Annotated in this window: 29 protein-coding genes; 17 read left to right on the forward strand and 12 right to left on the reverse strand. The window is 73.3% G+C overall.

The window, feature by feature from the left end; genetic code table 11:
- Window positions 1-4 precede the first annotated feature (4 nt).
- Together ACZ4W9_RS27555 and ACZ4W9_RS27560 are read left to right on the forward strand one after the other, a co-directional pair.
- Window positions 5-1,090 (forward strand): right-handed parallel beta-helix repeat-containing protein, encoded by a 1,086-nt coding sequence (locus ACZ4W9_RS27555; RefSeq protein ID WP_467940284.1) that lies wholly within the window; start codon window positions 5-7, stop codon window positions 1,088-1,090.
- A gap of 112 nt (window positions 1,091-1,202) precedes the next feature.
- Window positions 1,203-2,198 (forward strand): methyltransferase, encoded by a 996-nt coding sequence (locus ACZ4W9_RS27560; RefSeq protein ID WP_467940322.1) that lies wholly within the window; start codon window positions 1,203-1,205, stop codon window positions 2,196-2,198.
- 76 nt (window positions 2,199-2,274) lie between these two features.
- Here the strand turns inward: ACZ4W9_RS27560 and ACZ4W9_RS27565 are convergent, their stop codons facing one another.
- From ACZ4W9_RS27565 to ACZ4W9_RS27595, 7 genes are read right to left on the reverse strand one after another with little or no spacing between them, the layout of a single operon-like run.
- A complete protein-coding gene (locus ACZ4W9_RS27565) occupies window positions 2,275-2,607 on the reverse strand; it encodes a TcmI family type II polyketide cyclase (protein WP_318203919.1) in 333 nt (110 codons plus the stop codon).
- 21 nt (window positions 2,608-2,628) lie between these two features.
- Window positions 2,629-3,108 carry an SRPBCC family protein gene (locus ACZ4W9_RS27570; RefSeq protein ID WP_467940286.1) on the reverse strand — a complete coding sequence of 160 codons (480 nt, stop codon included), beginning with the start codon at window positions 3,106-3,108 and terminating at the stop codon, window positions 2,629-2,631.
- A gap of 1 nt (window position 3,109) precedes the next feature.
- Window positions 3,110-3,364 carry an acyl carrier protein gene (locus ACZ4W9_RS27575; RefSeq protein ID WP_358689266.1) on the reverse strand — a complete coding sequence of 85 codons (255 nt, stop codon included), beginning with the start codon at window positions 3,362-3,364 and terminating at the stop codon, window positions 3,110-3,112.
- A 22-nt stretch (window positions 3,365-3,386) separates the two neighbouring features.
- Window positions 3,387-4,631 carry a ketosynthase chain-length factor gene (locus ACZ4W9_RS27580; RefSeq protein WP_467940287.1) on the reverse strand — a complete coding sequence of 415 codons (1,245 nt, stop codon included), beginning with the start codon at window positions 4,629-4,631 and terminating at the stop codon, window positions 3,387-3,389.
- 9 nt (window positions 4,632-4,640) lie between these two features.
- Window positions 4,641-5,900: a beta-ketoacyl-[acyl-carrier-protein] synthase family protein gene (locus ACZ4W9_RS27585; protein ID WP_467940289.1), complete on the reverse strand. Its 1,260-nt coding sequence runs from the start codon at window positions 5,898-5,900 to the stop codon at window positions 4,641-4,643.
- Window positions 5,897-6,337: a cupin domain-containing protein gene (locus ACZ4W9_RS27590; RefSeq protein WP_467940290.1), complete on the reverse strand. Its 441-nt coding sequence runs from the start codon at window positions 6,335-6,337 to the stop codon at window positions 5,897-5,899. The genes ACZ4W9_RS27585 and ACZ4W9_RS27590 overlap by 4 nt, the downstream gene beginning before the upstream one ends.
- A 35-nt stretch (window positions 6,338-6,372) precedes the next feature.
- Window positions 6,373-7,455 carry a SchA/CurD-like domain-containing protein gene (locus tag ACZ4W9_RS27595; protein ID WP_467940291.1) on the reverse strand — a complete coding sequence of 361 codons (1,083 nt, stop codon included), beginning with the start codon at window positions 7,453-7,455 and terminating at the stop codon, window positions 6,373-6,375.
- Window positions 7,456-7,657: 202 nt separating this feature from the next.
- Between ACZ4W9_RS27595 and ACZ4W9_RS27600 the strand changes: the two genes are divergently transcribed.
- On the forward strand, window positions 7,658-9,316 hold the full coding sequence (locus ACZ4W9_RS27600) for an FAD-dependent oxidoreductase (RefSeq protein ID WP_467940293.1): 1,659 nt from the start codon (window positions 7,658-7,660) through the stop codon (window positions 9,314-9,316).
- A gap of 81 nt (window positions 9,317-9,397) precedes the next feature.
- Here the strand turns inward: ACZ4W9_RS27600 and ACZ4W9_RS27605 are convergent, their stop codons facing one another.
- Window positions 9,398-9,865: an RDD family protein gene (locus tag ACZ4W9_RS27605; protein WP_467940294.1), complete on the reverse strand. Its 468-nt coding sequence runs from the start codon at window positions 9,863-9,865 to the stop codon at window positions 9,398-9,400.
- 209 nt (window positions 9,866-10,074) lie between these two features.
- Between ACZ4W9_RS27605 and glnA the strand changes: the two genes are divergently transcribed.
- From glnA to pspAB, 4 genes are all read left to right on the forward strand, one after another.
- A complete protein-coding gene (gene glnA / locus ACZ4W9_RS27610; protein WP_467940295.1) occupies window positions 10,075-11,484 on the forward strand; it encodes a type I glutamate--ammonia ligase in 1,410 nt (469 codons plus the stop codon).
- Between the two features lie 152 nt (window positions 11,485-11,636).
- Entirely contained in the window at window positions 11,637-11,894 is a 258-nt protein-coding gene (locus tag ACZ4W9_RS27615; protein WP_467940296.1) for an SCO2583/SCO2584 N-terminal domain-containing protein, read from the forward strand.
- Window positions 11,895-11,971: 77 nt separating this feature from the next.
- Window positions 11,972-12,892, forward strand: coding sequence for a zinc metalloprotease HtpX (gene htpX, locus ACZ4W9_RS27620; protein ID WP_467940298.1), 921 nt, complete (start codon window positions 11,972-11,974; stop codon window positions 12,890-12,892).
- A gap of 52 nt (window positions 12,893-12,944) precedes the next feature.
- Window positions 12,945-13,529 carry a PspA-associated protein PspAB gene (pspAB, locus tag ACZ4W9_RS27625; protein WP_467940299.1) on the forward strand — a complete coding sequence of 195 codons (585 nt, stop codon included), beginning with the start codon at window positions 12,945-12,947 and terminating at the stop codon, window positions 13,527-13,529.
- A gap of 20 nt (window positions 13,530-13,549) precedes the next feature.
- Here pspAB and ACZ4W9_RS27630 read toward each other — a convergent pair whose 3' ends face one another.
- Window positions 13,550-13,825, reverse strand: a complete 276-nt coding sequence (locus ACZ4W9_RS27630) for a hypothetical protein (protein ID WP_467940300.1) — start codon at window positions 13,823-13,825, stop codon at window positions 13,550-13,552.
- Window positions 13,826-13,997: 172 nt separating this feature from the next.
- Here ACZ4W9_RS27630 and ACZ4W9_RS27635 point away from each other — a divergent pair, with 172 nt between their 5' ends.
- Window positions 13,998-14,738: an alpha/beta hydrolase gene (locus ACZ4W9_RS27635; RefSeq protein WP_467940302.1), complete on the forward strand. Its 741-nt coding sequence runs from the start codon at window positions 13,998-14,000 to the stop codon at window positions 14,736-14,738.
- A gap of 46 nt (window positions 14,739-14,784) precedes the next feature.
- Here the strand turns inward: ACZ4W9_RS27635 and ACZ4W9_RS27640 are convergent, their stop codons facing one another.
- Window positions 14,785-15,099: a hypothetical protein gene (locus tag ACZ4W9_RS27640; RefSeq protein WP_467940303.1), complete on the reverse strand. Its 315-nt coding sequence runs from the start codon at window positions 15,097-15,099 to the stop codon at window positions 14,785-14,787.
- A gap of 220 nt (window positions 15,100-15,319) precedes the next feature.
- Here ACZ4W9_RS27640 and ACZ4W9_RS27645 point away from each other — a divergent pair, with 220 nt between their 5' ends.
- The 9 genes from ACZ4W9_RS27645 to ACZ4W9_RS27685 all read left to right on the forward strand — a co-directional run bounded on the left by ACZ4W9_RS27645 (window position 15,320) and on the right by ACZ4W9_RS27685 (window position 24,319).
- Window positions 15,320-15,688 (forward strand): ArsC/Spx/MgsR family protein, encoded by a 369-nt coding sequence (locus tag ACZ4W9_RS27645; protein ID WP_467940305.1) that lies wholly within the window; start codon window positions 15,320-15,322, stop codon window positions 15,686-15,688.
- Window positions 15,689-15,938: 250 nt separating this feature from the next.
- Window positions 15,939-16,970: a glutamine synthetase gene (gene glnII / locus ACZ4W9_RS27650; protein ID WP_467940306.1), complete on the forward strand. Its 1,032-nt coding sequence runs from the start codon at window positions 15,939-15,941 to the stop codon at window positions 16,968-16,970.
- A gap of 538 nt (window positions 16,971-17,508) precedes the next feature.
- Complete coding sequence (locus tag ACZ4W9_RS27655) at window positions 17,509-18,099, forward strand: winged helix-turn-helix domain-containing protein (protein WP_467940307.1); 591 nt, start codon at window positions 17,509-17,511, stop codon at window positions 18,097-18,099.
- Window positions 18,100-18,160: 61 nt separating this feature from the next.
- Window positions 18,161-19,189, forward strand: a complete 1,029-nt coding sequence (locus ACZ4W9_RS27660) for an NAD-dependent epimerase/dehydratase family protein (RefSeq protein ID WP_467940309.1) — start codon at window positions 18,161-18,163, stop codon at window positions 19,187-19,189.
- A 51-nt stretch (window positions 19,190-19,240) separates the two neighbouring features.
- Window positions 19,241-19,576, forward strand: a complete 336-nt coding sequence (locus ACZ4W9_RS27665) for a hypothetical protein (protein ID WP_467940310.1) — start codon at window positions 19,241-19,243, stop codon at window positions 19,574-19,576.
- Window positions 19,577-19,625: 49 nt separating this feature from the next.
- The gene (locus ACZ4W9_RS27670) at window positions 19,626-21,566 is read left to right on the forward strand and encodes a hypothetical protein (protein ID WP_467940311.1); all 1,941 of its coding nucleotides are present in this window, start codon (window positions 19,626-19,628) and stop codon (window positions 21,564-21,566) included.
- A gap of 90 nt (window positions 21,567-21,656) precedes the next feature.
- Entirely contained in the window at window positions 21,657-22,535 is an 879-nt protein-coding gene (locus ACZ4W9_RS27675) for a metal-dependent hydrolase (protein WP_467940313.1), read from the forward strand.
- Window positions 22,535-23,593, forward strand: a complete 1,059-nt coding sequence (locus ACZ4W9_RS27680; RefSeq protein WP_467940324.1) for a PDR/VanB family oxidoreductase — start codon at window positions 22,535-22,537, stop codon at window positions 23,591-23,593. Before ACZ4W9_RS27675 ends, ACZ4W9_RS27680 begins: the two co-directional genes overlap by 1 nt.
- A 36-nt stretch (window positions 23,594-23,629) precedes the next feature.
- Window positions 23,630-24,319, forward strand: a complete 690-nt coding sequence (locus tag ACZ4W9_RS27685) for a TetR/AcrR family transcriptional regulator (protein ID WP_467940315.1) — start codon at window positions 23,630-23,632, stop codon at window positions 24,317-24,319.
- A 5-nt stretch (window positions 24,320-24,324) separates the two neighbouring features.
- Here the strand turns inward: ACZ4W9_RS27685 and ACZ4W9_RS27690 are convergent, their stop codons facing one another.
- Window positions 24,325-24,687: a 5-carboxymethyl-2-hydroxymuconate Delta-isomerase gene (locus ACZ4W9_RS27690; RefSeq protein ID WP_467940317.1), complete on the reverse strand. Its 363-nt coding sequence runs from the start codon at window positions 24,685-24,687 to the stop codon at window positions 24,325-24,327.
- 32 nt (window positions 24,688-24,719) lie between these two features.
- Window positions 24,720-25,190, reverse strand: a 471-nt coding sequence (locus tag ACZ4W9_RS27695; protein ID WP_467940319.1) for an alpha-1,6-glucosidase domain-containing protein, incomplete at its 5' end; no start/stop codon positions are given.

Consider the following 25,190-nt stretch of genomic DNA (forward strand, 5'->3'; position numbering starts at 1 on the left):
GAGTGTGACAAAACGCCATATTACGTACCTCGCATGCGCCACGGCCTTCGTCGGCGCGTTCGCCGGCGCAGCCCCGGCGTCGGCGGCCCACCGGACCCTCGTGGTGCATCCGGGTGAGTCCATCCAGAAGGCGGTGAACGCCGCCCGGCCCGGCGACATCGTGCGGGTGCTGGCCGGCACTTACCACGAGAGCGTCACCGTGCGGACCGCCGCGCTGACCCTGCGGGGCGCGGGCCCGCGCACCGTCATCCGGCCGCCCGCGGGGCCCAAGGCCGTACCGCCCGCGAAGGGGGCCACCCCCACCTGTCGCGGGTCCGGCAACGGCATCTGCGTGATCGGCGGCAAGAACAAGCCCCTGCGGGACGTCACCGTCGCCGATCTCAAGGTGACCGGCTTCGCCAAGGTCGGCCTGTGGTCCATGGGCACCGACCGGCTGACCGTGACCGGGGTGACCGCCGACGACAACGGCCAGTGGGGCATCGCCCAGCAGCACTCCACCCGGGGGCTCTTCCGGGGCGACACCGCCCGGCGCAACGGCGACGCCGGCCTGTTCCTCGCCAACAGCGTCAAGGCCGAGCAGGGCGCCAAGGACAGCAAGGGCACGGTGGTCGAGCGCACCCTGCTGGAGGGCAACCGGATCGGCCTGACCGTCCGCCGGCTGCGCAACCTCACCGTCCGGCGCAACCACGTCACCGGCAACTGCGCCGGCGTGTTCGTGGTGGGCGACGAGAACAAGCCCCGGGCGGGCGCGCTGACCGTGCGCGCCAACCTGGTCGAGCGGAACAACAAGTACTGCCCGAAGACCGCCCGGCTGCCCCACCTCCAGGGCTCCGGCATCGTGCTCACCGGCACCGAGAAGACCCTGATCTCCCGGAACACCGTCACCGGCCACTTCGGCAAGTCCCCGCTGTCGGGCGGCATCGTCCTGTTCAAGAGCTTCGTCGGCGCCCCCAGCGAGCGGAACCGGATCACCGGCAACCAGCTGTCGGCCAACTCCCCGGCGGACCTGGTCAACCAGGAGGCCGCGAAGAGCGGCAACGCCTTCGACCGCAACTCCTGCCGCGCCTCCAGGCCCGCGGGCCTGTGCTGACCGGACAGCCGTACCCGACCCACGCAAGGAAGGAAGGCGGCCCATGACCGCACCATCCCCCGCGCTCTCCACCGCACCGGAGCCCGGGGCACCCCCCACCCCGCCGCCGTCGATGCGGCTGCGCGAGCTCGTGTTCGGGGCGGCCTGCGCCGCCGCCGTCCGCGCCGCCGCCCGGCTCGGCGTCGCCGACGCCCTCGGTGACGCCCCGATGACCGTGCAGGGCCTGGCGGCGGCCGTGCACACCGAGCCCGGGCCGCTGCGCCGGCTGCTGCGCGCCCTGTCCTGCTACGGCGTCTTCGCCGAGCGGCCCGACGGCACCTTCGCCCACACCGAGATGTCCCGGCTGCTGCGCGAGGACGACCCGAACAGCCTGCGGGCCATCGCCCTGTGGTGCACCGAACCCTGGACCTGGGACGCCTGGCCCCGGCTGGACCGGGCGGTGCGCACCGGCCGGAACGTCGTGGAGGACCTGTACGGCAAGGAGTTCTTCGCGTACCTCAACGAGGACGCCCCGGAGTCCGCCGACGTCTTCAACCGGGCCATGACCCGCTCCAGCGAGCAGTCGGCCCGGGAGGTCGCCGCGCTGCTCGACCTGTCCGGCAGCGACTCGGTCGCCGACCTCGGCGGCGGGCAGGGGCACGTGGTGGCCAGCCTGCTCGACAAGTACCCGGCGATGCGGGGCTACCTGCTGGACCTGCCGCGGGTGGTGGACAACGCCCTGCCGCGGCTGCGCGAGGGCGGCGACCTGGCCGGCCGGGCGCGGATCGTGCCGGGCGACATCCGCGAGGCCGTCCCGGTCAAGGCCGACGTCTACGTCATCAAGAACATCCTGGAGTGGGACGACGAGTCCACCACCCGGCTGCTGCGCAACGTGGTCGAGGCGGGCGGCCCCGGCACCCGGGTCGTCGTGATCGAGAACCTGGTGGACGACACGCCGTCCATGCGGTTCAGCACCGCCATGGACCTGCTGCTGCTGCTCAACGTCGGCGGGGCCAAGCACACCACCGCCGGCATGACCGGCCGGCTGCGGGCGGCGGGCCTGGAGGTCGGCGGCATCGCGCCGGTCAACCCCTTCCTGCACGCGTTCGACTGCACGGTCCCCGTCTGAGCGCACTCCCCCACGGCACACCGGTGCCGGGTCCGCGTCGGACGCGGACCCGGCACCGGTGCTCCGGACGAGGGTGTCAGACTCCGGTGTCGCGCTGCCAGACGTAGAACCGTTGGGCCATGGCGTCCTTCGGGGACCGCCAGGTCTCGGGGTCGTACGCGCTGACGTACGCCGACAGCCGCTCGCTGACCTCCTTGAACTCGGGGTGCGAGGTGACCTTGGCGATGGCCGGTCCGGGCTCGCGTTCGGACTCGATGAGGTGCATGTACACATCACCGAACTGGAAGAGGCTGCGCCGGACCACCCCGACGAGGTGCGGCAGCTCCCCGCGGTCGGACTCCGCGAACACCTTGGCGATGTCCGGGGCGGAGCCGGGGGCCATGCGGGCGACGATCAGGGCCTGGTGCACGGTCGTCTCCTGTCGTCCGGCTCAGTCGGCCAGGGCCGGGGCGGGCCGCTGTCCGGCCGCCGCCTTCTCGATCCTGTCCCGGATCAGGGCCAGCTGGACCTTGGAGTTCTTGTTGATGTTGTCGGTCATCCAGTCGTCGTCGACCGGCGCGTCCGGCTTCATCGCGAAGTCCTGGACCCACACCATCCGGGTGCCGGCCGGGACCTCCTCGTAGCTCCAGCGGATGTTCATGTGGGCGAAGGGGCCGGTCTCCACCCGGCGGGCCGTGACGGTGAGGGAGTCGCGGTCCGGCTCGCGCTCGGAGACCCAGCTCCACACGGTGCCGTTCTCGTCCGGGTGCATGGTGAGCCGGAACGTGGTCCTGGCGCCCTCCCGCTTGAGGACCTCCACCGACGCGTACTCGCTGAACAGCTGCGGCCAGCGCTCCAGGTCGTTGGTCATGTCCCAGACCAGGTCCAGCGGGGCGGCGATGGTGATCTCGTTCTCGGTGTGTCCTGCCATCTCAGGCTCCTGCCATCAGGGTGGTGTTGACGAGGTTGAGGAACTGCTGCGGCGTCTTGCAGCGTTCGGCGTCGACCGGCATCGGGGTGCCGTGGGTGTTCTCCAGCTCGCCGACGATGCCGAGCAGGCCGAGCGAGTCGACACCGAGGACGTCGAAGCCGGTGTCCGGCTTCTCGATCAGCTGTTCCGGGCTGACGGTGACCCCGGCGGCCTTCTTCATCAGCGCGGCGAGTTCTTCCACGGTGATCTGCGGCATGTGCTTTCCTCCTTTGCTGTGCTCACTGCCTGGTGCCGGCTCGCAGCACCAGCGCCGAGTTCGACCCCATGAGTCCGCGGCTGAGCACGAGTGCCGTGCGCGGCTCGGCGGCGCGGGCGCGGCCCGTCACGAGGTCGAGGTCGTGGCAGACGTCGAAGACGTTCGGCGTCGGCGGGATCAGGCCGTGCTCCATCGCCAGCACGGCCGCTGCGGTGTCCAGCACGGGGGCCGCGCAGTAGCCGCGGCCGAACCCGGTCTTCGGGGCGGTGACCGGGACCCGGACGGCGTGCGCGCCGAGGGCGTCGGCGATCGCCAGCGCCTCGGCCCGGTCGGCCTCCGGCACCCCGAGGGCGTCGGCGAAGACGACGTCGATCTCCTCGGGGGCCGCGCCTGCCTCCGCCAGGGCCTGCCGGATGGCGTGCGCGAGTCCGTCGCGGGAGTCCGTCCAGCGGGAGGCACCGGTGAAGGTGGCCCCGTGGCCCGCGACGACGGCCCGGACGTCGACGCCCCGGGCCCGGGCGGTGCCCGCCGCCTCGACGACGAGCATGGCGCCGCCCTCGGCCGGCACGAACCCGCACGCCCCCTCGGTGAAGGGGCGGTAGGCCCGGGCGGGGTCGGTCTCGCGGCTCAGTTCCGCGTAGCCGAGCTGGCAGACCATCGAGTACGGCGCGAGCGGCGCCTCGGTGGAGCCGGCCACGATCACGTCGGTGCCGCGGCGCACCGCCCGGGCCGCGTGGGCGAGGGCGTCCAGGCCGCCGGCCTCGTCGGAGGCGACGACCGAGCACGGCCCCTTGAAGCCGCGGCGGATGGAGACCTGGCCGGTGCTCGCGGCGTAGAACCAGGCGATGGACTGGTACGGCCCGACGAACCGGCTGCCCTTGCCCCACAGTCGCTGCAGTTCGCGCTGGCCGAACTCGCCGCCGCCGGATCCGGCGGCGGTGACGACGCCGATGGAGTACGGCGCGTCCGGGATGCCGGACGGCCCGAGCCGGGCGTCGTCCAGCGCGAAGTCGGCCGCGGCCATGGCGTAGTGCGTGAACCGGTCGGTCTGGACGAGGAAGCGCTCCTCGATGGTGGCCGCCGGGTCGAAGGCGCGGACCTCACCGGCCACCTTCAGGGGAAGGTGCTCGCAGCCCTCGCGGGTGACCCGGCCGAGGACGCTGAGGCCCTCCTGGGTCGCCTTCCAGAAGGTGTCGGTGCTGGTGCCGTTGGGTGCGACCACCCCGATGCCGGTGATGGCCGCCTGCCGGTCCTTCGGTTCGCTCATCGTGTGTCCTCACTCCCTCGGCCGGGTCAGGATCACCGCGGACTGGAATCCGCCGAACCCGCTGCCCACGGACAGCACGCTGCTCAGCTTCCGTTCGCGGGCGACACGCGGGACGTAGTCCAGGTCGCACTCCGGGTCGGGGATCTCGTAGTTCGCGGTCGGCGGTACGACCTGCTTGGCGAGGGCCAGCACACAGGCGACCAGTTCGATGGCGCCGATCGCCCCGAGGGAGTGCCCCACCATGGACTTGATGGAGCTCATCGGGGTGTCGTAGGCGTGGTGGCCGAGCGCCCGCTTCACGGCCGCCGTCTCGTGGCGGTCGTTCTGCCGGGTGCCGGAACCGTGCGCGTTGACGTAGTCGATCGCCGTGGGGTCCAGCCGCGCCTGCCCGAGAGCGGTCTCGATGGCCCGCGCCATCTCCAGGCCCTCTTTGGTCAGGCCGGTCATGTGGTAGGCGTTGCCGAAGGTGGCGTAGCCGCCGAACTCGCAGTACACATGGGCACCGCGGGCCCGGGCGTGTTCCAGCTCCTCCAGGACGAGCACCGCGCCGCCCTCGCCCATGACGAAGCCGTCACGGTTGTTGTCGAAGGGCCGGGAGGCGTGCGCCGGGTCGTCGTTGTTCGGGCTCGTGGCCTTGATCGCGTCGAAGCAGGCCATGGTGATCGGGGATATCGGGGAGTCCGAGGCCCCGGCGACGCATATGTCGGCGCGGCCCTCCTGGACGGTGTGGAAGGCGTAGCCGACGGCGTCCAGTCCGGAGGTGCAGCCGGTGGAGACGGTCTGTACCGGACCCCGTGCGCCGAAACGTTCCGCCACGGCGGAGGCCACGGTGCTCGGGGAGAACGCCCGGTGCAGCTGCGGCTCGGCCTCGGCGTGGTCGACGTCCCAGCGCTGTCCGCGGTGGCTGACCAGGACGTAGTCGTGCTCCAGGCGGGTGGTGCCGCCGACGGCGGTGCCCAGGGAGACACCGACCCGCCAGGGGTCCTCCCGGGCGAGGTCGAGACCGGAGTCCCGCACCGCCTCCTCGCCGGCGACCAGGGCGAACTGAATGTACCGGTCCGCCCCCTGGACCTGCTCGGCGTCCAGGCCATACGCGGCCGGGTCGAAGTCGCACTCGGCCGCGATCCGGGACCTGAGCCCGGCCGGGTCGAAGAACGTGATGCCCCGCGTCGCGGTACGGCCCGCGGCCAGCAGGTCCCAGAACGCCGGTACGCCGATCCCGCCCGGAGCGACGACGCCTATGCCGGTGACCGCCACGCGCCGGGTCATGAGCGGACCTGTTCCCGGCCGGCGGGCTCGGCGACGGCGGCCACGGGCCGCTCCGTCTCCTCGGTGTCGACGTGGCCGAGGGCCGGCCGCGGGGCGAGCGGGCCCAGGTGGAAGACGAGCCGCGCCTCCACGTTGCCGACGTTGCGGAACCGGTGGCGCATGTTGATCGGGATCATCAGGCCCTGCTCGGGCCGCAGCGGGTGCGGTTCGCCGTCCAGGTCCACCTCCAGCTGCCCGCACAGGACGTAGACGAACTCCTCGGAGTAGGGGTGGTAGTGCTCGCCGATGCGGTCGCCGGGCTGGACGATGGCCACGCCCATGAAACCGCTGGTGGCGCCCACCGTCGTGGGGGTGAGCATGGCGCGCAGATCACCGCCGCGCCGGGTGTTGGGCTCGATCTCGCTCAGGTCCACGATTTTCGGAAGGGGTGTGATCACGGTGTTCCTCCGTTGGTTGGGCCGGCCCGCGGGCGTCAGGCGTCGGGCGAACGGCGGTCGGTGACGAGGTCCATGCCGGCGGGCTCGCCGTCCAGCAGGGCCTCCAGCTCGGCCGGGTCCCCGGACTCCGGCAGGGCGGCCCGGGCTCCGGAGCCGGGACGTACGTCGAGCAGCCGCACGACGACGTCGTCGCGCTGGAAGATCGTGCTGCGCAGGACGGGGCTGTCCGGGTCGTCCGCCGCCGCCTCGTCCTGCCGGGCGAGCAGCTCCGCCAGCCGCATGCCGTCGCCCGGCCGGGCCGGGTAGTAGCGGGCCAGCCGCTCGCCCTCGGTCAGCTCGCCCGCGGTGACGTGGTGCACGGCGGGCAGCGCCGCCCGGGTGAAGAAGACCCGCGCGGACTCCTGGTCGTCCAGGTCCCGCTCCTGCTCCAGATAGGGGTTGATGGCCTCCTCCACGGCCCGCACCTCGGGCTGCCGGGCGACGTGGCGCAGCGCCGCGAGCAGGTCGCCGCGCACCTCGATGGCCCGCACCACCCGGTTGCCGTGCATGAACAGGGAGGTGCGGCACAGCCGGGTGGTGTCGTCGACCCGGGCCCGGGGCGAGGCGTAGCCCGCCAGGATCCGCTGCACCTCCCGCTCGCTGCCGGGCCGCACCGTGAAGGTGAGCGCGTGCCGGATCACCCCGTCGCCGATCCGGGGGGAGGACTGGAGCCGGCGGCGCGCGGGGGCCGCGGCGGCCTCCCCGCCGGTCTCGCGGACGACGTGGAAGCGCAGCGACCGGGTGTCCCGCACGCAGCTGTGCAGGGGCTCCACCATCCGCACGTGCTCCTCGCTGTTGACCCAGGTGAGGAACGGCGGGGCGCTCTCCCACTCGCTGGTGATGAGCCATTGGGAGGGGTTCTCGATGGACTGGCACAGCTGGTCGCTGACGTGGCCGGGAACCTGTGCCACCTGGTTGCACAGCTGTTCGTAGGCCTCCAGGAACTGCTGCTGGGCGCCGTCGTGGACGTCCACGAGGAGGACGACCCGCAGGCGGGAGCCGTCGAACACCGACTGGGAGACCCGCTTCGACACCTGGCGCGTCGACGGGGCCGAGGGCTTTTCCGACAAGGTGGTCATGCTGCGCACATCTCCTTCACGGGGGCAGAGGCGACGCCGGCGGCCGAATGACGCGACGTCAGCGCTTCTTGATCCTGTGCCGCTTCCCCCGCGTCGCGCGACTCGCGTGAACCACGCGGGTGATTGAGCACGCGAAAGCCGTCCCACAGGGCACACAAACACCAATGCGCCCCGCATCCCGAACCCTGCCTCTGGAGCCCTGATGCAGCAGAAAGCCGATCACCGGGTGCCCGTCCTCGTCGTGGGCGGCTCCCTGGTGGGCCTGTCCCTCTCCCTGTTCCTGGGCCGTCTCGGCGTACCGCACCTGCTCGTCGAGCGGCATTCCGGGACCTCGATCCACCCGCGTGGCCGCGGCAACAACCTGCGCACGATGGAGCTGTTCCGGGTGGCCGGCATCGAACCGGACATCAAGGCGGCGGCCTCGCTGCTCGCGGACAACCACGGCATCCTGCAGACCCCCACCCTTGCGGGTGACGCCGGGGAGTGGCTGTTCCGGCACATCGACCCGGGCGGCGGGCTCGCGCGGTTCAGCCCCACCACGTGGTGCCTGTGCAGCCAGAACGACCTGGAGCCGGTGCTGCTGAAGGGGGCCCGGGCGCTCGGCGGCGACCTGCGCTACTACCACGAGCTGGAGTCCTTCTCCCAGGATCCCGAAGGAGTGACGGCGTACGTCCGGGACCGCGACAGCGACGAGCTGTACACGGTCCGCGCGGACTACCTGGTGGCCTGCGACGGCCCGCGCAGCCCCGTGCGGCGCCGGCTCGGCATCGGGCAGAGCGGACCCGGCGACCTGTTCGCCAACGTGAGTGTCACCTTCCGGTCCAAGCTGCTGGCCGAGACCGTCGGCGACCGGCACTTCATCTGCTGCTACCTCACCAACCCGGAGGCCGACGGCGCGCTGCTGCCCGTCGACAACAAGGAGCACTGGGTCTTCCACGCACCCTGGCACCCGGAGCACGGCGAGCGGCTGGAGGAGTTCACCGAGGAACGGCTCCAGCGGCACATCCGGCTGGCCGTCGGGGTGCCCGACCTCGACGTCGAGATCACCGGGAAGGCGTCCTGGCGCGCGGCGGAGCGGGTGGCCGAGCGGTACACGGCCGGCCGGGTGCTGCTCGCCGGGGACTCGGCCCACGAGATGTCACCGACGGGCGCGTTCGGCTCCAACACCGGCATCCAGGACGCGCACAACCTGGCCTGGAAGCTGTCCGCCGTGCTCGACGGCTGGGCCGGGCCGGACCTGCTGGAGACCTACGACACCGAGCGCCGGCCGGTCGCCCTGGCCACCAGCGCCCGCGCCTCGGCCCGCTCCGTGGAGCACAGCCACCCCGGCTTCGCCCCGACCCCGGGCGTGGGCGGCGGCCCGCGCAGCGGCATCCTGCCGGTGGTCCTCGCCTACCGCTATCCGGAGGGCGCCGTCCTGGACGCCGACCCGGCCCAGCCGGTCGTACCCGACGGGGTGCGGCTGACCGCGGACCCCGGCAGCCGGGCCCCGCACCTGTGGCTGCGCCGGGCGGACCGGCGGCTGTCCACCATCGACCTCTACGAACGCTCGCTCGTCCTGCTCAGCGACGCCGCCTCCGACGCGGGCGCGGCCTGGTGGTCCGCCGCGCGGCGCGTCGCGGACACGGACGGCGTACGCCTTCGGGCGTACCGGATCGGCGCCGGCCCGGACGCCGACCTCGTCCACGACGGAGAGGGCCCCGGCGGCGGCACCGACTGGGCGTCCCTGCACGGCACGACGGCCGACGGCGCGGTCCTGGTCCGCCCGGACGGCTTCGTGGCCTGGCGCGCGACCGGCGCCGCGGCGGACCCGGAGGCGGAGCTGCGGCGGGTGCTGGGGGCGGTGCTGCGGCGGGGGTGAGACCAGCGGGGCGGGACGCCGGAGGTCACCCGCGCCGCGTGGCACGGGTGGCCTTCTCGCCGCGGCCGGGCCGGCCGCGTGTCAGATGCGGACCTCGACCGTCTGGGCGAGGCGGTCGTGCAGGCCGCGGCCGTCGCGGTCCCAGACCAGCGCGGGGATCGCGAGGCACAGCAGGACCGTGCGCAGCAGGGCGCGCCCCGGGCTGACCGTGCCGGTGCGCAGGGCCACCACCCGGATGCCGAAGAGCCGCTTGCCGGGCGTGCTGCCGACCGTGCCGACGGTCAGCGCGCTCAGCACGAAGAAGACGCCCAGCGCCCAGTTGCTGGTGGCCGCTCCGTTGCCGTGCGTGATCAGGCCGTATGCGATCAGGACGCACAGCGCCCAGTCCACGGCGAGCGCGCCGAGCCGCCGTCCGGGCCGTGCGATCGAGTTCGGCCCGTCCTCGGGCAGACCGAGCTGCTCGCCCCGGTAGCCGAAGTCGGCACCCGCCTCTTCCATGGCCGCGCGCGGGCCGGAGAGCCACGATCCGATTGCCTGCCTGTTGTCCACCCGTCCACGGTACTGCGCCCGGTTTCGGACACTACGCGCAGGGGTGTGCGGGGGCTACGGTGGACACGTGGCTGGTTAACTTCTGCGAAACAAACGGGTCACGCCCGAGAAATCACCCGTCCCTAGGGTCGAGACCAGCGTGTGCCACCGCACTGGCCGCACGAACGATCACCACCCCGGCGAGGACGGTCGGGAGTAGGAGGAGCTGGATGTTCCAGAACGCCGACGAGGCCAAGAAGTTCATCGCGGACGAGGACGTCAGGTTCGTCGACGTCCGCTTCTGCGACCTGCCGGGCGTCATGCAGCACTTCACGGTGCCCGTCGAGGCGTTCGACCCGGACGAGGAGCTGGCCTTCGACGGATCGTCGATCCGCGGTTTCCAGGCCATCCACGAGTCCGACATGGCTCTGCGTGCCGACCTGTCCACGGCCCGTGTCGACCCGTTCCGCCGGGACAAGACCCTCAACATCAACTTCTTCATCCACGACCCGATCACGGGCGAGCAGTACTCCCGTGACCCGCGCAACGTGGCGAAGAAGGCGGAGGCGTACCTGGCGTCGACGGGCATCGCCGACACCGCGTACTTCGGCCCCGAGGCCGAGTTCTACGTCTTCGACAGCGTGCGCTTCGCCACCTCGGCGAACGAGTCCTTCTACCACATCGACTCCGAGGCCGGTGCCTGGAACACGGGCGCGCTGGAGAACAACCGCGGCTACAAGGTCCGCTACAAGGGCGGCTACTTCCCGGTCCCGCCGGTCGACCACTTCGCCGACCTGCGCGCCGAGATCTCCCTGGAGCTGGACAAGCAGGGCCTGAAGGTCGAGCGCCAGCACCACGAGGTGGGCACCGCCGGCCAGGCGGAGATCAACTACAAGTTCAACACGCTGCTGGCCGCCGCCGACGACCTCCAGCTCTTCAAGTACATCGTGAAGAACGTGGCCTGGCGCAACGGCAAGACCGCGACCTTCATGCCGAAGCCGATCTTCGGTGACAACGGCTCGGGCATGCACGTGCACCAGTCGCTGTGGAGCAACGGCGACCCGCTGTTCTACGACGAGGCCGGTTACGCGGGCCTGTCGGACATGGCCCGCTACTACATCGGCGGCATCCTCAAGCACGCTCCGTCGCTGCTGGCCTTCACCAACCCGACGGTGAACTCGTACCACCGCCTGGTGCCGGGCTTCGAGGCGCCGATCAACCTGGTGTACTCGCAGCGCAACCGCTCGGCCGCGATGCGTATCCCGATCACGGGCTCCAACCCGAAGGCCAAGCGCGTCGAGTTCCGCGCGCCGGACTCCTCCGGCAACCCCTACCTCGCCTTCTCGGCCCTGCTCCTCGCGGGCCTGGACGGCATCAAGAACAAGATCGAGCCGGCCGAGCCGATCGACAAGGACCTGTACGAGCTGGCTCCCGAGGAGCACGCGAACGTCGCCCAGGTCCCGACCTCGCTGAACGCCGTCCTCGACGCGCTGGAGGCCGACCACGAGTTCCTCCTGCAGGGCGACGTGTTCACGTCCGACCTGATCGAGACGTGGATCGACTTCAAGCGCACCAACGAGATCGCCCCCCTCCAGCTCCGCCCGCACCCGCACGAGTTCGAGCTGTACTTCGACGTGTGACCGGCCCGTGCACCACAGCCGAGGCCCCGGCGCTCCCCGCGAGCGCCGGGGCCTCGGCCTTGTGCGGGCCGTGCAACCTTTCCGGCTTCCCAGACTTCCTATTGTCGGAGGATCATGCCTCCGGAGTGCCGGACGAGAGAGGTTGTACGGGGATGGCGGAACTGGACGACTGGGAGCACGAGTTCGATCACGCGTGGGCGAATTCGGCCGAGCACAAGGAGCCCTCCGCCCGGGCCCGGATGCTCGCCGCACGCTGGAAGGAGAACCCGCCGGAGCCGGCGCCCTTCCGGGCGGATCCGGACCCGGTGGGCCCGCGCCGGTCGTCGTGGGTGTCGACGGCCGTGGTGCTCGGGTGCGTGGCCGCGGTGATCGTGCTGCTGGGGTACGCGCAGATGCGCTCCCCCTACTGATCGCTCTCCTCTCCGGGGAGCGGCGGGTGCACACTGGACAGGCGGGGGGTGGGTGCCCGACTGCGGGGTGATGCGAGATGCGGAGCCGGTTCCACAGTGATCGGCGGCTGACCGTGCGCATGGGCCTGACGCTGTTCCTGCTCGGTCTGCTGTACGTGGGCTTCGTCGCGGCGCTGATCGCGCTGCTGAGGTCCTGGGTGCTGGTCGCCGTCCTGGTCGGGGCGCTGTTCGTGGCGCAGTTCTGGTTCTCCGACCGGATCGCCCTGTTCGCGATGCGCGGCCGGCCCGTGGCCCGGGAGGAGTATCCCGAGCTGCACGCCGTCGTCGACCGGCTGTGCGCGATCGCGGACCTGCCGAGGCCCGTGGTCGCCGTGTCCGGGATGGACATGCCGAACGCGTTCGCGACCGGGCGCAGTCCGGATCACGCCGTGGTCTGTGTGACCACCGGGCTGCTCCGCCGGCTGGAGCCCGCCGAGCTGGAGGGCGTGCTCGCGCACGAGCTGTCGCACGTCGCGCACAAGGACGTCGCCGTGATCACGGTGGCGTCCTTCCTCGGGGTGGTCGCGGGCCTGGTCGTCCGGTTCGCCTTCTACTCGCAGATCTTCGGCGGGGGCCGCCGGGACCAGAACACGGCCGTCGCCCTCGCCGCCGTCCTCGGCGTCTCGGCGGCCGTGTACGTGCTCGGCTTCGTACTGATCCGGGCGCTGTCCCGGTACCGGGAGCTGGCGGCCGACCGTGCGGCGGCGCTGCTGACCGGCCGGCCCTCGGCGCTGGCGGCGGCGCTCACCAAGGTCTCCGGGGAGATCGCGCGCATCCCGACGAAGGATCTGCGGACGGCCCAGGCGTTCAACGCGTTCTACTTCACCCCGGCGACCGGCCGGGAGCCCGGCATCGAGCGGTTCTTCTCCACCCACCCCACCCTGCGGCAGCGGCTGGACCAGCTGGGCCGGATCTCGGTGGAGCTGGGCGAGACGGCCACGCCGGGCAAGGCGGGCTGACCCGGGAAGCCCGGTCCGGCCGGGCCGAGGCCGCGCAGGGAGGAGGCCGACCGTGCGGTTGCTGGACGTCCTGCTGGGCCGTACCCGGCCGGTCGTGCCCGATCTCGACCGGCTGTTCGCGCTGCCGTCGGCGGCGGTGACGCTGGAGGCGGCGGCCGGTTTCACGCCGGCCGGGAGCGGGGCGGTGTGCTTCGCCACCGTGGAGGGCGCGGCCTTCCAGCGGATCTGCGCGGAGGTGCGGGCGCTGCTGGACGCGGACAGCGACCGCACCGGCCCGCCGGTGGAACCGCTGCGGGACGACTACGGCTACTCCTGGCTGCTCTCCCGCCGCTCCCCCGGTCAGCTGCCGCAGCTCGTGGCCGATCTGCACGCGGTGAACAGCTCGCTGGAGGCAGCCGGTTTCGGCCCGCAGCTGCTGTGCTCGCTCGTCTCCTTCACCGACGGCACCGGGCGGCGGGCGGCGCTCGTGTACCTCTACAAGCGCGGCACCTTCTATCCGTTCGCCCCGCTGCCCGGTGCCGCCGAGCGGCGGGAGGCCGCGCTGGAGCTTCGGCTGAAGGCCGCCCTCGACGGCGATCTGCCGATCGAGCCGGACCCGGGCCGCTGGTTCCCGGTGTGGGGCGCCCCCGGTCTGTGACGGCCGACGGCCCCGCCGGGTTACCGCGCCTTCTCCCGCTCCTGCCGGCGGGCCTCGAAGGGCCGCTCGCGGCGGTAGCGGCGTTCCCAGCGGGCCTGGCGGTCCCGGCGCTCCCGGTACGCCCGGTAGTCGTCGGGCAGGGTGCTGGGGGCGGGCGTGGGCGGGGCCGCGCCCAGGGAGCCGCGTCCGTACGCCGCGTACAGGTACAGCAGCGCCACGGCGGCGAGCCACCAGAGATGGTTTCCGATTCCGAGGATCACCAGGACCACGGTCCCGGTCGCGGGAATGCCACGCATGGCGGACCTCCGTGGGGTGAGTCGGGAAGGGGTGCGGAGCGTGTCCGGTACGTCTCCGTACGTACAGAGTAGGGAGGGCCTGATCACCGGCGCATCCCGTTTTCCACGCGCCCCACAGCGGTTCCCGGGGGTTCCCTCGGGCGCGGGAGGGCGCCGTGAGTGAATGGCCCGCATGGACCAACTCTCCACCTTCACCCACGCCTGCGACGGTGAACGGCTCAGCGTCGCGGGCGCCGGTCCGGCCGGGCGGGCCACGGCGGTGCTGCTGCACGGCGCGGGCAACGGCAGCAAGGAGCGGCTGCTGCCGTTCCTCGCCGACTTCGCCGGCCAGGGCTGCCGCGCCCTCGCCTTCGACTTCTCCGGGCACGGCGACAGCACGGGCGAACTCGCCGAGTCGAGCTTGCGCCGCCGCTATGAGCAGGCGGTGGCGGTGCTGGACTCGCACGCCCCGGCGGACGACCCACTGATCGTCATCGGGTTCAGCATGAGCGGGCAGACGGTCGCGGACCTCGTACGGCACTACGGGCGCCGGGTCGCGGCCGTGGGCCTGTGCGCGCCCGCCGTCTACGGGCCGGATGCCTGGGACGTGCCGTTCGGCAACGGCGACAGCCGCTTCTCGGAGCTGATCCGCACGCCGGACAGCTGGCGTACCTCCCCCGCCCTGGAGGTGCTGCGCGCGTACGCGGGCCGGGCGGTGCTGGCGGTGCCGGGCCACGACACGGTCATCCCGGGGGCGGTCACGCGGGCCGTACAGGAGGCGCTGTCGGAGCGTTCCCGGTTCTCCCGCCTCGACCTCCCGGACGCCGAGCACATCCTCGGTCTGTGGTTCCGCGACCACGACGGGGACCGGCGGGAGTTCGTGCGTCGGTTGCTGGCGGGTCTGGACGGGCGCCCGGAAGCGCCCCGCCCCTGACGGTGCCGGGTGTCCCGCGCCGACGCGAGGGCACCCGGCACCCGGCTCACCGCGAGTAGCGCATCAGCGTCCGCACCATGTGGCACGTGGTGTCGGAGGGCGGCCGCATCCCGATCCGCTCGGCCGTGCCGCGGATCGTCTCGTTGCGGGCCTGGTCCGGCAGATAGACCCCGGAGTCGAGCAGGGCTATGGCGAGGCGCATGGCCTTCAGGCGCCGGTTGTGGGTGACGTACCACTCGCGCGGCCGTCCGGCCGGCAGCGGTCGCTTCGCCTCCGGCGCGTAGGGCGAGTCGAACAGCACGGGGTGCTGGACGGTGGACTGGGTCGGCAACGGCTTCGGCTTGAGGGCGGCAGCGGGCACGGGCATCCTCCTGTCGCGGTCAGACCGGTCGCCGGCGGCCCGGCGCCCGGTCTCGAACACTGCTTCAATTCTACCGGCGGCCACTGACAATCGACCGACTGTGGAAGCAAGTGAATCCCCAGCTCACACAGGAAATTGGCGCTCTGTCACAGACGGTGGTGAGGGGGCAGCCGGGGCGCCGGAAATTCGAACAGAGCGGGTAGCGCGTACCGTGTCGCCCATGGAGATCTGGATCAATCCCGCCTGTTCGAAGTGCCGTGGCGCGCTCACCCTGCTCGACGCCGAGGGGGCCGAGTACACCGTGCGGCGGTATCTGGAGGACGTGCCGAGCGAGGACGAGATCAGGGCCGTGCTGGACCGGCTCGGCCTCGAACCGTGGGACATCACGCGCACCCAGGAGGCGGCGGCCGAGGAACTGGGCCTCAGGGAGTGGCCGCGCGACGCCGGCGCCCGGGACCGCTGGATCGCCGCGCTCGCCGGACACCCCAGGCTCATCCAGCGGCCGATCATCACCGCGGACGACGGGACGACGCTGGTGGCCCGTAGCGAGGAGGCCGTACGCGAGGCCCTGGCCCACAGCGGGCGCTGACGACTCCGGCCATACCGGGGCCCCGTGCGGGAGACCCGGTCGTACGCAATCCGCACGGCCGGGACCGCTCCCTCTCACCACGTGACCCTCGGCACACAAACATCAGGTAACACGGGGTTCACACACGGGCAATGGCCGGGAAACGGCCTGTTGACAGGCTGCCCGCAGTTCGAGCGGCGCACCGGTGCCGCAGCGCCGCAGCATCCGTCGAGGCGGGTGCGCCCGACCCACCCCCGAAGGATGTGGCCCCGTGACCTTCAAGGCTGAGTACATCTGGATCGACGGCACCGCGCCGACGGCCAAGCTCCGTTCCAAGACGAAGGTCATCACGGGTGCCCCGGCCGGTCTCGACGCGCTGCCGCTGTGGGGCTTCGACGGCTCCTCCACCAACCAGGCCGCGGGCAACTCCTCGGACTGCGTGCTCAGGCCGGTCTTCACCTGCCCGGACCCGATCCGCGGCGGCGACGACATACTGGTGCTGTGCGAGGTGCTGGACACCGACCTGACCCCGCACCCGTCCAACACCCGGGCCGCGCTGGCCGAGGTGGCCGAGCGGTTCGCCGCGCAGGAGCCCGTCTTCGGCATCGAGCAGGAGTACACCTTCTTCGACGGCTCCCGCCCGCTCGGCTTCCCCGAGGGCGGCTTCCCGGCCCCGCAGGGCGGCTACTACTGCGGTGTCGGCGCCGACGAGATCTTCGGCCGGGACGTCGTCGAGGCCCACCTCGACAACTGCCTGAAGGCGGGCCTCGGCATCTCCGGCATCAACGCCGAGGTCATGCCCGGCCAGTGGGAGTTCCAGGTCGGCCCGCTGGCTCCGCTGGAGGTCTCCGACCAGCTGTGGGTGGCCCGCTGGCTGCTCTACCGCACCGCCGAGGACTTCGGCGTCTCCGCGACCCTGGACCCCAAGCCGGTCAAGGGCGACTGGAACGGCGCGGGCGCGCACACCAACTTCTCCACCAAGGCCATGCGCGAGGGCTACGACGCCATCATCACCGCCTGCGAGTCGCTCGGCGAGGGCTCCAAGCCCCTGGACCACGTGAAGAACTACGGCGCCGGCATCGACGAGCGCCTGACCGGCCTGCACGAGACCGCCCCGTGGGACAAGTTCTCCTACGGCGTCTCCGACCGGGGTGCCTCGGTGCGCATCCCGTGGCAGGTCGAGAAGGACGGCAAGGGCTACATCGAGGACCGCCGTCCGAACGCCAACGTCGACCCGTACGTGGTGACCCGCCTGCTGGTGGACACCTGCTGCGCCGCGCTGGAGAAGGCCGGCCAGGTCTGATCCGTCCCGCGTCACCCGGGGGCGCCCGCCATCACGGCGGGCGCCCCCGCCGCGTGCCGGGCACCGCCACGGAGCAGGCCGACCGCCGGGACGCCGGCGTACGCGTCCGGCCCGGCCCGGCGCCGCTGTCCGAGGAGTGAGACGGTGCCCCGGCCGCCCCCGGCCCGTCACCAACCCGCTGACCAGCGCGGTAAAGCGGGTTCGCGCGGTGTTTCCACGTCAATTTCGCACCAAGGAAACGTCCAAGCAGTGAGAGGAGTCTCCTGCACGCCGCGCGGCTCTGCTTCAATGGGCGCATGGCCAGCATCCAGCAGATCACCGCGACGGGTCGCTATGACCTCCAGCCGTTCTGGCCTTCCCGTCAGCACCACGACTTCGACCGTGTGTGTCGCCCCGCGATGAACGCGCGGGCCCTCTAAAGCCGTACCCCCGGCCTTCGGCCAGCGCGAAACGACGTACGTCCGCCGGTGACGCCCGACCACGAATCGGGGCCGCCGCACCTTCCGACGACCTCCTCGCGCGAAAGAGCTGACCTCTCATGGCGACCACCCGTTCCCTCTCCACCGCCACCCTGCCCACCCCCGCCCCGCACGGCACCCGGCACCGGCTGCGCGCCGTCGACCGGGACGAGGTGGTGGACGTCGCGGACTTCCTGCCGCCGGGCGCCACCTGGCTACCCGCGCCGCAGCACACCCTGCCCACCCTGCCGGGCCAGCCGCCGATGGTCGGTTACCTGGTGCTGGTCCCCGCCGACCAGCGGCCCCCGTTCCTGCCGGTCGCCGTCCCCGACCAGCCGGAGCCCCAGGCCGCGCGCACCGAGGCGGAGCCCGGCGGCGAGCCGCTGGTGCGGATCGACCCGGTACGGCGCACCGCCAGCGTCGACGGCCGCGAACTCGACCTGACCTACCTGGAGTTCGAGCTGCTGGCCCACCTGGTGGCGCATCCGCACCGGGTGCACACCCGCGACCAGCTGGTCACCACGGTGTGGGGCTACGGCCATGTCGGCGACGGCCGCACCGTGGACGTGCACATCGCCCGGCTGCGCCGCAAGCTGGGCGACCGGCACCGCCAGGCCATCCAGACCGTGCGCCGGGTCGGCTACAAGTACACCCCGCCGGCCGCCCGCTGACCCTTCTGCCCTCGGCAGAGACCCACGCCCCACGGACCCGGAACCGGGCAGGATCACCGGCATGAGACTTCTGGTGCTGGGCGGTACGGAGTTCGTGGGGCGCACGGTGGCCGAGGCCGCGCTCGGCCGCGGCTGGGAGGTGACCGTCTTCCACCGGGGGCGGCACCGGCCCCCGGCCGGAGTACGGTCGTTGCACGGGGACCGCACCGCACCCGACGGCCTCGCCGCGCTCACCGCCGCCGGGGCGGGCGGCGACTGGGACGCCGTGGTGGACACCTGGTCGGCCGCCCCGCGCGCCGTGCACGAGGCGGCCCGGCTGCTGCGCGGCCGGGCCGGACGGTACGCGTACGTCTCCAGCCGGTCGGTGTACGTCTGGCCCTGGCCGCCCGGCGCCGCGGAGGACGCCCCGCTGGTCGACGGCGCCGCCGACGCCGGGACGCGCGACTACGCGGCGGACAAACGCGGCGGCGAACTGGCCACCGTCGGCGCCTTCGGCGCGGCGGACGCGCTGCTGGTGCGGGCCGGGCTGATCCTCGGCCCGTACGAGAACGTGGGCCGGCTGCCCTGGTGGCTGACCCGGATCGCGCGCGGCGGCCCGGTCCTGGCCCCCGGCCCGCGCGGGCTGCCCCTCCAGTACATCGACGCCCGCGACCTCGCCGGCTGGCTGCTCGGCGCGCTGGAACGCGGGCTCGGCGGGCCGTACAACCTGGTGAGCCCGCCCGGTCACACCACCATGGGCGAACTGCTCGCGGCCTGCGTGCGCGCGACCGGCGCGGACGCGGAGCTGCGCTGGACCGACCCGGAGGCGATCCTGGCCGCCGGGATCGAGCCGTGGACCGAGCTGCCGGTGTGGGTGCCGCCCGGCGGCGAGATGCACGACGCCGTGCACCGCGCGGACGTGTCACGGGCGGTGGCGACCGGGCTGGTGTGCCGGCCGGTGGAGGAGACGGTCGCGGACACCTGGCGCTGGCTGAGCGGGCTCGGCGGCACCGGGCCGCAGCGGCCGGACCGCGCCCGCCCGGGCCTGGACCCCCGGGTGAAGGCGAAGGTGCTGGGCCTGGCCGGGGGTGTACCTGGCACCACCCCCTGACGTGGGGTTCCGCCCTGTGACCGGCCCGGCCGGGTCGGCCCGACCGGCGCCATGAACACCGAGGGTGAGCGGGACGACTTCCGCGCCCGCACCCGGCAGGTGGTGCTGGCCGCCGTACGGGGCCTGGTGATGCCGCCGGTGAGGGTGCTGTGCTTCGCCTTCACCGTCCTGTCCACCGGACTCCTCCCGCTCGGCCTCGGCCTGTTCCTGGTGCCGCCGGTGCTCGACGCGGTGCGCAGGTACGCCGGGGCGCGGCGCGCTCTCGCCGCCGAGTGGGGCAGGGCGGTGATCCCCATGGTCTACCGGCCCGTTCCGCCGGGGCATCTGCCGCGCTACCAGCGGTCGATGGCCGACTACGCGTGCGCCCTGGCCGAGCCGGAGTCCTGAACCGGCCGCCCCGCGGTGACCGGTCCCCGGCTCGCTCGTTCTTCCGGACGTGCAGTCACAGGATGTCTCCCAGCGCCACGCCCCTTCCGCCGGTTCCGGGCCGGTCGACGTCGAGCAGGCCGAGGCCGCGTTCGTCGAGCACTATCCCCGGCTGGTCCGGCTCGCCTATCTCCTGCTGCCCCCGGGCCTCGGCCGTGGCCGCCGCGTCATGACCGCACACGCCCTCGCCCAGCGCGCCCTGCCCCGGGGCCGCACGAAGCCGCCCCTGATCCCGGCCCAGGGCGGGGGCCGGGAGGACGACCCCGAGTACGCGTATCTGCGCGAGCGGGTGCTGCGCGCGGCCCTGACGGCGGCCCGCCCCCGCAAGGGCCTGCCCCGCCTCTCCCCGCTGCCGCAGGTGTGGGGACTGAAGCTGTTCCCGCGCCCCGGCGGCGCCGACGCCCTCGCCCTGGACCAGCGGCTGGCCGCCCTGTCCGCCCCGGCCCGTGCCGCCTATGTGCTGCGCGGGCTGGAGCAGTTGCCCGACGCGGACGTCCGGGAACTGCTGAAGGCGGCCGGCGTGTCCGACCCGGTCGGCGCGCTGGCCTCCGCCAACGGGGTGCCCGCACACCCGGGGCTGCTCTCCTCCCCCGAGTTCGACGCGTGCACGCTCCAGGCCCGGCCCACCGATCTGATGCGCCGCCGCCAGCACACCAAGGCCGCCCTCGCCGCCGCCGCCGCGCTCGCGGTGTGCGGCGCGCTGGTGGGCCTGCCGGGCGGCGGCTGGGGCCCCGACGGCGCCGCCGCGCCCGCGTACGCCGGGAACCCCGCCGCCGAGGCCGCCCTCGACCCCGGCAGGCTGACCCGCGTCTCCCCGGCCGCCTGGCGGACCGCGGACCGCACCGGCTTCTCCGTGTGGCCCGCGCGCGGCCCGCTCACCGGCGACCTGGCCCTGCTGCGCCGCGCCCTCGCCGTGTGGGCCCGCCCCGGGCAGAGCGTCCGGGTCTCGGCGACCCCGGGCACCCCGGCCGGCGGCCCGGCCGGCCCGCCGCAGCTGCTGTACGCGGGCGAGGTCGACGCCGCCCGGGTGGTGCTCCTCTACGACGGCCTGCGCGTCGTCCGCTACGCCGAGCCGAAGGACGGCACCCAGGGCGCGGCCCTGGACCTCGCCCGGGTCGACGGCGCGACGGGACCCGAGGCGAGCGCGCTGGTGCTGGGCCGCTCCGACGGCAACGTCCGCTATCTGACCGCTCCCTGGGTGACGAAGGCGGCGCGGCGGGACCTGGTGAAGCCGGACGCGGCCGCCCTCCCGCTCGACCTCGCCGACGGCGTGACCGAGCCGCTGGCCGGCCCCGCCGTCCGGCCCGGCCGCTGCGCCTCGTGGACCGTGCTCCAGCTGACCGACGCCACCGGCACACACCTGGGCACCGACCTCGGCGAACTGGTCCCGGCCCGGCTCACGGCCGGCCGGCCCGGCGCGGCCGAGGACGCGTCCGGTGCGCGGGGGCTGCGCACCTGGGCGCCGTTCGCCTGCTCGCTCGCGGCCATGCGCGCGGCGGGCGTGCGCAGCGTGAACGCCTGGGTGTTCGCCGAGCAGCCGCTGCCCGGCGCGGGCGAGGCGACATGGGCGTCCCCCCGCCCGGAGGGTGCGGGAGGGACCGGCACCTGGGTGTGCACCCGGGCGGAGACCTGGCGCGGCGACGGAACGGCCGCGCTGGCCCAGTTCCGGGCGCCGGGCGGGGCGGCCGGGACCGTCGTCGCCAAGGGCACGGACGTCCCGGCCTGCGGGCCGCGCGATCCGCGGGTGCTGGCCGGGGTGCTGTGGAAGTCGGCGGGCGGCACCTGGTACCTGCTGGCGGCGGGCAGCAAGGACACGGCGTCGATCGAGGCGACGGGCGGGGTCACCGCGTCCGGGACGGGACCGCTGCTGGCGGCGCGGGCCGAGCCGGGGGCGCGGGCCGAACTGAAGGGCGTGTCGGCGGACGGACGGGAGATCAGCGGCCTGCATTAGCCGGCACCGGCGGCGACAGGGTGGGGCGCGGGGCGACAAGGTCGGGCGCGGGGGGTTCTCAGCCGCGCTACCCGTCAGTACATTGACGCCATGTCTCATACGCAGGCCCGGGTGCCGCTCAAGGCGCGCGACGTGTCCTTCTCCTGGGACGCCACACCGCTGCACTGGGTGCCGGGGGACCCCTTCACCACGCACACCATCAACGTGCTGCACCTGCTGCTGCCCGCCGGGGAGCGCTGGTTCGTGCGGGTGTACAAGCAGGCGCTGCCGCTGATCCGGGACGACCGGCTCCGCGAGGACGTCATCGGCTTCATCGGGCAGGAGGCCGTGCACTCCCAGGCGCACGACGGGGTGCTGCCGCGCCTGCGGGAGCTGGGGCTCGACCCGACGCCGTACACCGCGCAGGTCGACTGGTTCTTCGAGAAGCTGCTCGGCGACCGGACCCTGCCGCCGGGCCGGCCGCGCCGGTGGTGGCTGCTGGAGCGGGTCGCGCTGATCGCGGCCATCGAGCACTACACGGCGTTCCTCGGGAACTGGGTGCTCAACGCGGGGGAACTGGACCGGCGCGGCGCCGACCCCACCATGCTGGACCTGCTGCGCTGGCACGGCGCGGAGGAGGTCGAGCACCGCTCGGTCGCCTTCGAGCTGTTCACGCACCTCGACGGGAGCTACCGCCGGCGGGTCCGCACCTGGGCCACCGCCTTCACCGCGCTGGTGTTCCTGTGGCAGCGCGGGACGCGGTTCTTCATGGAGAACGACCCGCTCCTCACCGGCGGCAAGGCCACCTTCAAGGACTTCCACGACCGGGGCAGGCGGGGCCTGCTGCCCGGCACCGGGGACATGCTGCGGTCCATACCCCGCTATCTGGGCCGCGGCTACCACCCCTCGCGCGAGGGCGACACCGAGCAGGCCCTCGCCTACCTGGCCGCCTCCCCCGCGGCCACGGCGGCCGAGCGGAGGGCCGCGTGATGCGAGGGCCGCGCACCGCCGCGATCGTCGCGGGCGCCACGACCGCCGCCCTGCTCACCCGGCGGGCCCTGCGCCGCCGCGTGCGGGTCTCGCCGCTGTGGCCGCTGCCCGCCCTGGACCCGCCCGTCTCCGGCCGGTCCCGCCCGAAGCCCCTGCGGCTGCTGCTCACCGCGCACGAGACCGTCGCGGACGGGGTCGTGCGGCTGCGCCTGGAGGGCCGCGACCTGCCGCGCTGGGAGCCCGGAGCACACGTCGACCTGGTGCTGCCGTCGGGTCTCGTCCGGCAGTACTCCCTGTGCGGGGACCCCGGGGACGCCTCCGCCTACACCCTCGCCGCCCGGCTGGTCGCCGACGGCCGGGGCGGCTCCCGCGAGGTGCACGAGCACCTCGCCGAGGGCATGGAACTGGAGGTACGCGGACCGAGGAACCGCTTCCCCCTGGTCGCGGCGCCCGCCTACGTCTTCGTCGCCGGCGGCATCGGCATCACCCCGGTCCTGCCCATGCTGCGGGCCCTGCCGGACGGCGCCGAGTGGCGGCTGCTGTACGGCGGGCGGACACGTGCCTCGATGCCGTTCCTGGACGAGGTGGCGGGGCTCGCGGGCGACCGGCTGACACTCGTCGCCGAGGACGAGGACGGCCGGCCGGACCTGGCCGGGCTGTTCGCGGACACGGCCGAGGGCACGGCGGTGTACTGCTGCGGTCCCGAGGGGCTGATGGCGGCCGTGCGGGACGCGCTGCCCCCGGGAGCCACCCTGCACCTGGAGCGGTTCGCGCCGCACGCCGGGGCCGGCGGCGACACCGGGTTCGAGGTGGAACTGCGCCGCAGCGGGCGGACGGTCGCGGTCCCGGCCGGCTCCAGCGTGCTGGCCGCCGTGCGCCGGGAGCTGCCCGGCACCGCCTACTCCTGTGAGCAGGGCTTCTGCGGCACCTGCCGGCAGCGGGTGCTGGAAGGCGAGGTCGAGCACCGGGACGAGCTGCTGACGGACGCCGAGCGGCACGACTCGATGCTGATCTGCGTCTCCCGGGCCCGGGGCGACCGGCTGGTGCTCGACATGTGATCACCGGCGGCCGAATCCGCTCGGTAAGGTGTTCGTATGAGTACCGGGGTTCGCCGCAGGATGGGCGTCGAGGAGCGTCGGCAGCAGCTGATCGGCGTCGCCCTGGAGCTGTTCAGCCGTCGCTCGCCCGACGAGGTCTCCATCGACGAGATAGCCACGGCGGCGGGCATCTCGCGGCCACTGGTGTACCACTACTTCCCGGGCAAACTCAGCTTGTACGAGGCCGCGTTGAAGCGGGCGTCGGAGGATCTGGCGAGCCGCTTCGACGAGCCGCGCGAGGGCCCGCTCGGCGTCCGGCTGCTGCGGGTGATGGGCCGCTACTTCGACTTCGTGGACGAGCACGGCCCCGGTTTCTCGGCGCTGCTGCGCGGCGGCCCGGCGGTCGGCTCGTCGGCGACCAACGCGCTCATCGACTCCGTGCGGCAGGCCGCCTATGACCAGATCCTGACGCACCTGGGCGTGACCGAGGCGTCCCCGCGCCTCGAACTGGTGGTCCGCTCCTGGATCTCGCTCGCCGAGTCCACGGCCCTGATCTGGCTGGAGGGCCGGCGGGTGCCGCGTGCCGAGCTGGAGGTCCAGCTCGTGCACGACTTCGCCGCGCTGGCCGCCGTCGGCGCCGCCCACGACGAGGACATGGCCGAGCTGCTGCGCGGCATGGTGAAGGACGAGCCGGCCGACGGCCCCTTCGCGGAGCTGATCGGCCGGCTCATCGCCCTCGGTTCCTGAGCGGGTCAGCCCTCGAACTTGCGGTAGGACGGGTCGAGGTCCCGGGCCTCGGCGGAGGCGTGCAGGGTGAACGTCCCGCCCGTCACGTGCTTGCGGAGCAGCTCCACGGCGGTCTCCGTCAGCCGCGCCTTCGTCTCGTCGGTGCGCCCGGCGAGCAGCCCGAACGTCACGTGCACGACGGCGTGCCCGCGCGCCGCGGGGTCCTCGTACCCGAACGCCGTGAACGCGCCGGGCCGGAACTGCGTCTTGCAGGCCTCCGGCCTCGCCGCCGCGATCTCCACGGTGGCCTCGTGCAGCGCCCGCGCGAAGCCCTCGCGGTCGAAGGCGTCCTCCATGAGGTCGGAGTAGTCGACTGTGATCTGCGGCATGCGCACTCCTGTTCTACGGCAACAGCCTCACCCTAGTTCCCCGCCCGGGTGAAGACCGCGACGGTGCGGGCCGGGACGGCGAACGTGCCCGAACCGGCGTCGTAGGAGGCCGTCTTGACGGTGTCGTCGGTGCCGGTGGCCTGGACGGGGTGGAGGCGGTAGGGGGTGCCGGCGAGGGCGGTGACGCGCTGTTCCTGCCGCTCGGGGGTGGCGTTGAAGACGACGACGAGGCCGCCGAGGCGCATGGTGATCACGCCCGGCGTCTCGTTGCTGCCGGACAGCGGGAAGGACAGCCGCTGCTGGACCTCGGTGGCGGTGGTCAGGGAGAACGCCTTCTCGGTGGCGCGGATCCTGAGCAGGTCCCGGTAGGCGGCGGAGGCGGCGGTGATGTCCGGGCAGCCGACCCGGACCGTGGTGAGCAGGGGCCGGGCGTAGTCCCACTTGGACCGGTTGTCGGCCGCCGGGGGCAGGCCGCGGCCGAAGCCGTTGCCGTCGGCGCAGTT

Source organism: Streptomyces sp. NPDC029296 (genome assembly GCF_055569255.1).

Coding starts and splice junctions, on each gene's coding strand:
- ACZ4W9_RS27560 (WP_467940322.1), top strand. CDS start 1,203: ATGCGGCTGCGCGAGCTCGTGTTCGGGGCGGCCTGCGCCGCCGCCGTC.
- ACZ4W9_RS27570 (WP_467940286.1), bottom strand. CDS start 3,108: ATGGCAGGACACACCGAGAACGAGATCACCATCGCCGCCCCGCTGGAC.
- ACZ4W9_RS27575 (WP_358689266.1), bottom strand. CDS start 3,364: ATGCCGCAGATCACCGTGGAAGAACTCGCCGCGCTGATGAAGAAGGCC.
- ACZ4W9_RS27580 (WP_467940287.1), bottom strand. CDS start 4,631: ATGAGCGAACCGAAGGACCGGCAGGCGGCCATCACCGGCATCGGGGTG.
- ACZ4W9_RS27585 (WP_467940289.1), bottom strand. CDS start 5,900: ATGACCCGGCGCGTGGCGGTCACCGGCATAGGCGTCGTCGCTCCGGGC.
- ACZ4W9_RS27595 (WP_467940291.1), bottom strand. CDS start 7,455: ATGACCACCTTGTCGGAAAAGCCCTCGGCCCCGTCGACGCGCCAGGTG.
- ACZ4W9_RS27600 (WP_467940293.1), top strand. CDS start 7,658: ATGCAGCAGAAAGCCGATCACCGGGTGCCCGTCCTCGTCGTGGGCGGC.
- glnA (WP_467940295.1), top strand. CDS start 10,075: ATGTTCCAGAACGCCGACGAGGCCAAGAAGTTCATCGCGGACGAGGAC.
- ACZ4W9_RS27615 (WP_467940296.1), top strand. CDS start 11,637: ATGGCGGAACTGGACGACTGGGAGCACGAGTTCGATCACGCGTGGGCG.
- htpX (WP_467940298.1), top strand. CDS start 11,972: ATGCGGAGCCGGTTCCACAGTGATCGGCGGCTGACCGTGCGCATGGGC.
- ACZ4W9_RS27630 (WP_467940300.1), bottom strand. CDS start 13,825: ATGCGTGGCATTCCCGCGACCGGGACCGTGGTCCTGGTGATCCTCGGA.
- ACZ4W9_RS27635 (WP_467940302.1), top strand. CDS start 13,998: ATGGACCAACTCTCCACCTTCACCCACGCCTGCGACGGTGAACGGCTC.
- ACZ4W9_RS27645 (WP_467940305.1), top strand. CDS start 15,320: ATGGAGATCTGGATCAATCCCGCCTGTTCGAAGTGCCGTGGCGCGCTC.
- ACZ4W9_RS27655 (WP_467940307.1), top strand. CDS start 17,509: ATGGCGACCACCCGTTCCCTCTCCACCGCCACCCTGCCCACCCCCGCC.
- ACZ4W9_RS27660 (WP_467940309.1), top strand. CDS start 18,161: ATGAGACTTCTGGTGCTGGGCGGTACGGAGTTCGTGGGGCGCACGGTG.
- ACZ4W9_RS27665 (WP_467940310.1), top strand. CDS start 19,241: ATGAACACCGAGGGTGAGCGGGACGACTTCCGCGCCCGCACCCGGCAG.
- ACZ4W9_RS27675 (WP_467940313.1), top strand. CDS start 21,657: ATGTCTCATACGCAGGCCCGGGTGCCGCTCAAGGCGCGCGACGTGTCC.
- ACZ4W9_RS27680 (WP_467940324.1), top strand. CDS start 22,535: ATGCGAGGGCCGCGCACCGCCGCGATCGTCGCGGGCGCCACGACCGCC.
- ACZ4W9_RS27685 (WP_467940315.1), top strand. CDS start 23,630: ATGAGTACCGGGGTTCGCCGCAGGATGGGCGTCGAGGAGCGTCGGCAG.
- ACZ4W9_RS27690 (WP_467940317.1), bottom strand. CDS start 24,687: ATGCCGCAGATCACAGTCGACTACTCCGACCTCATGGAGGACGCCTTC.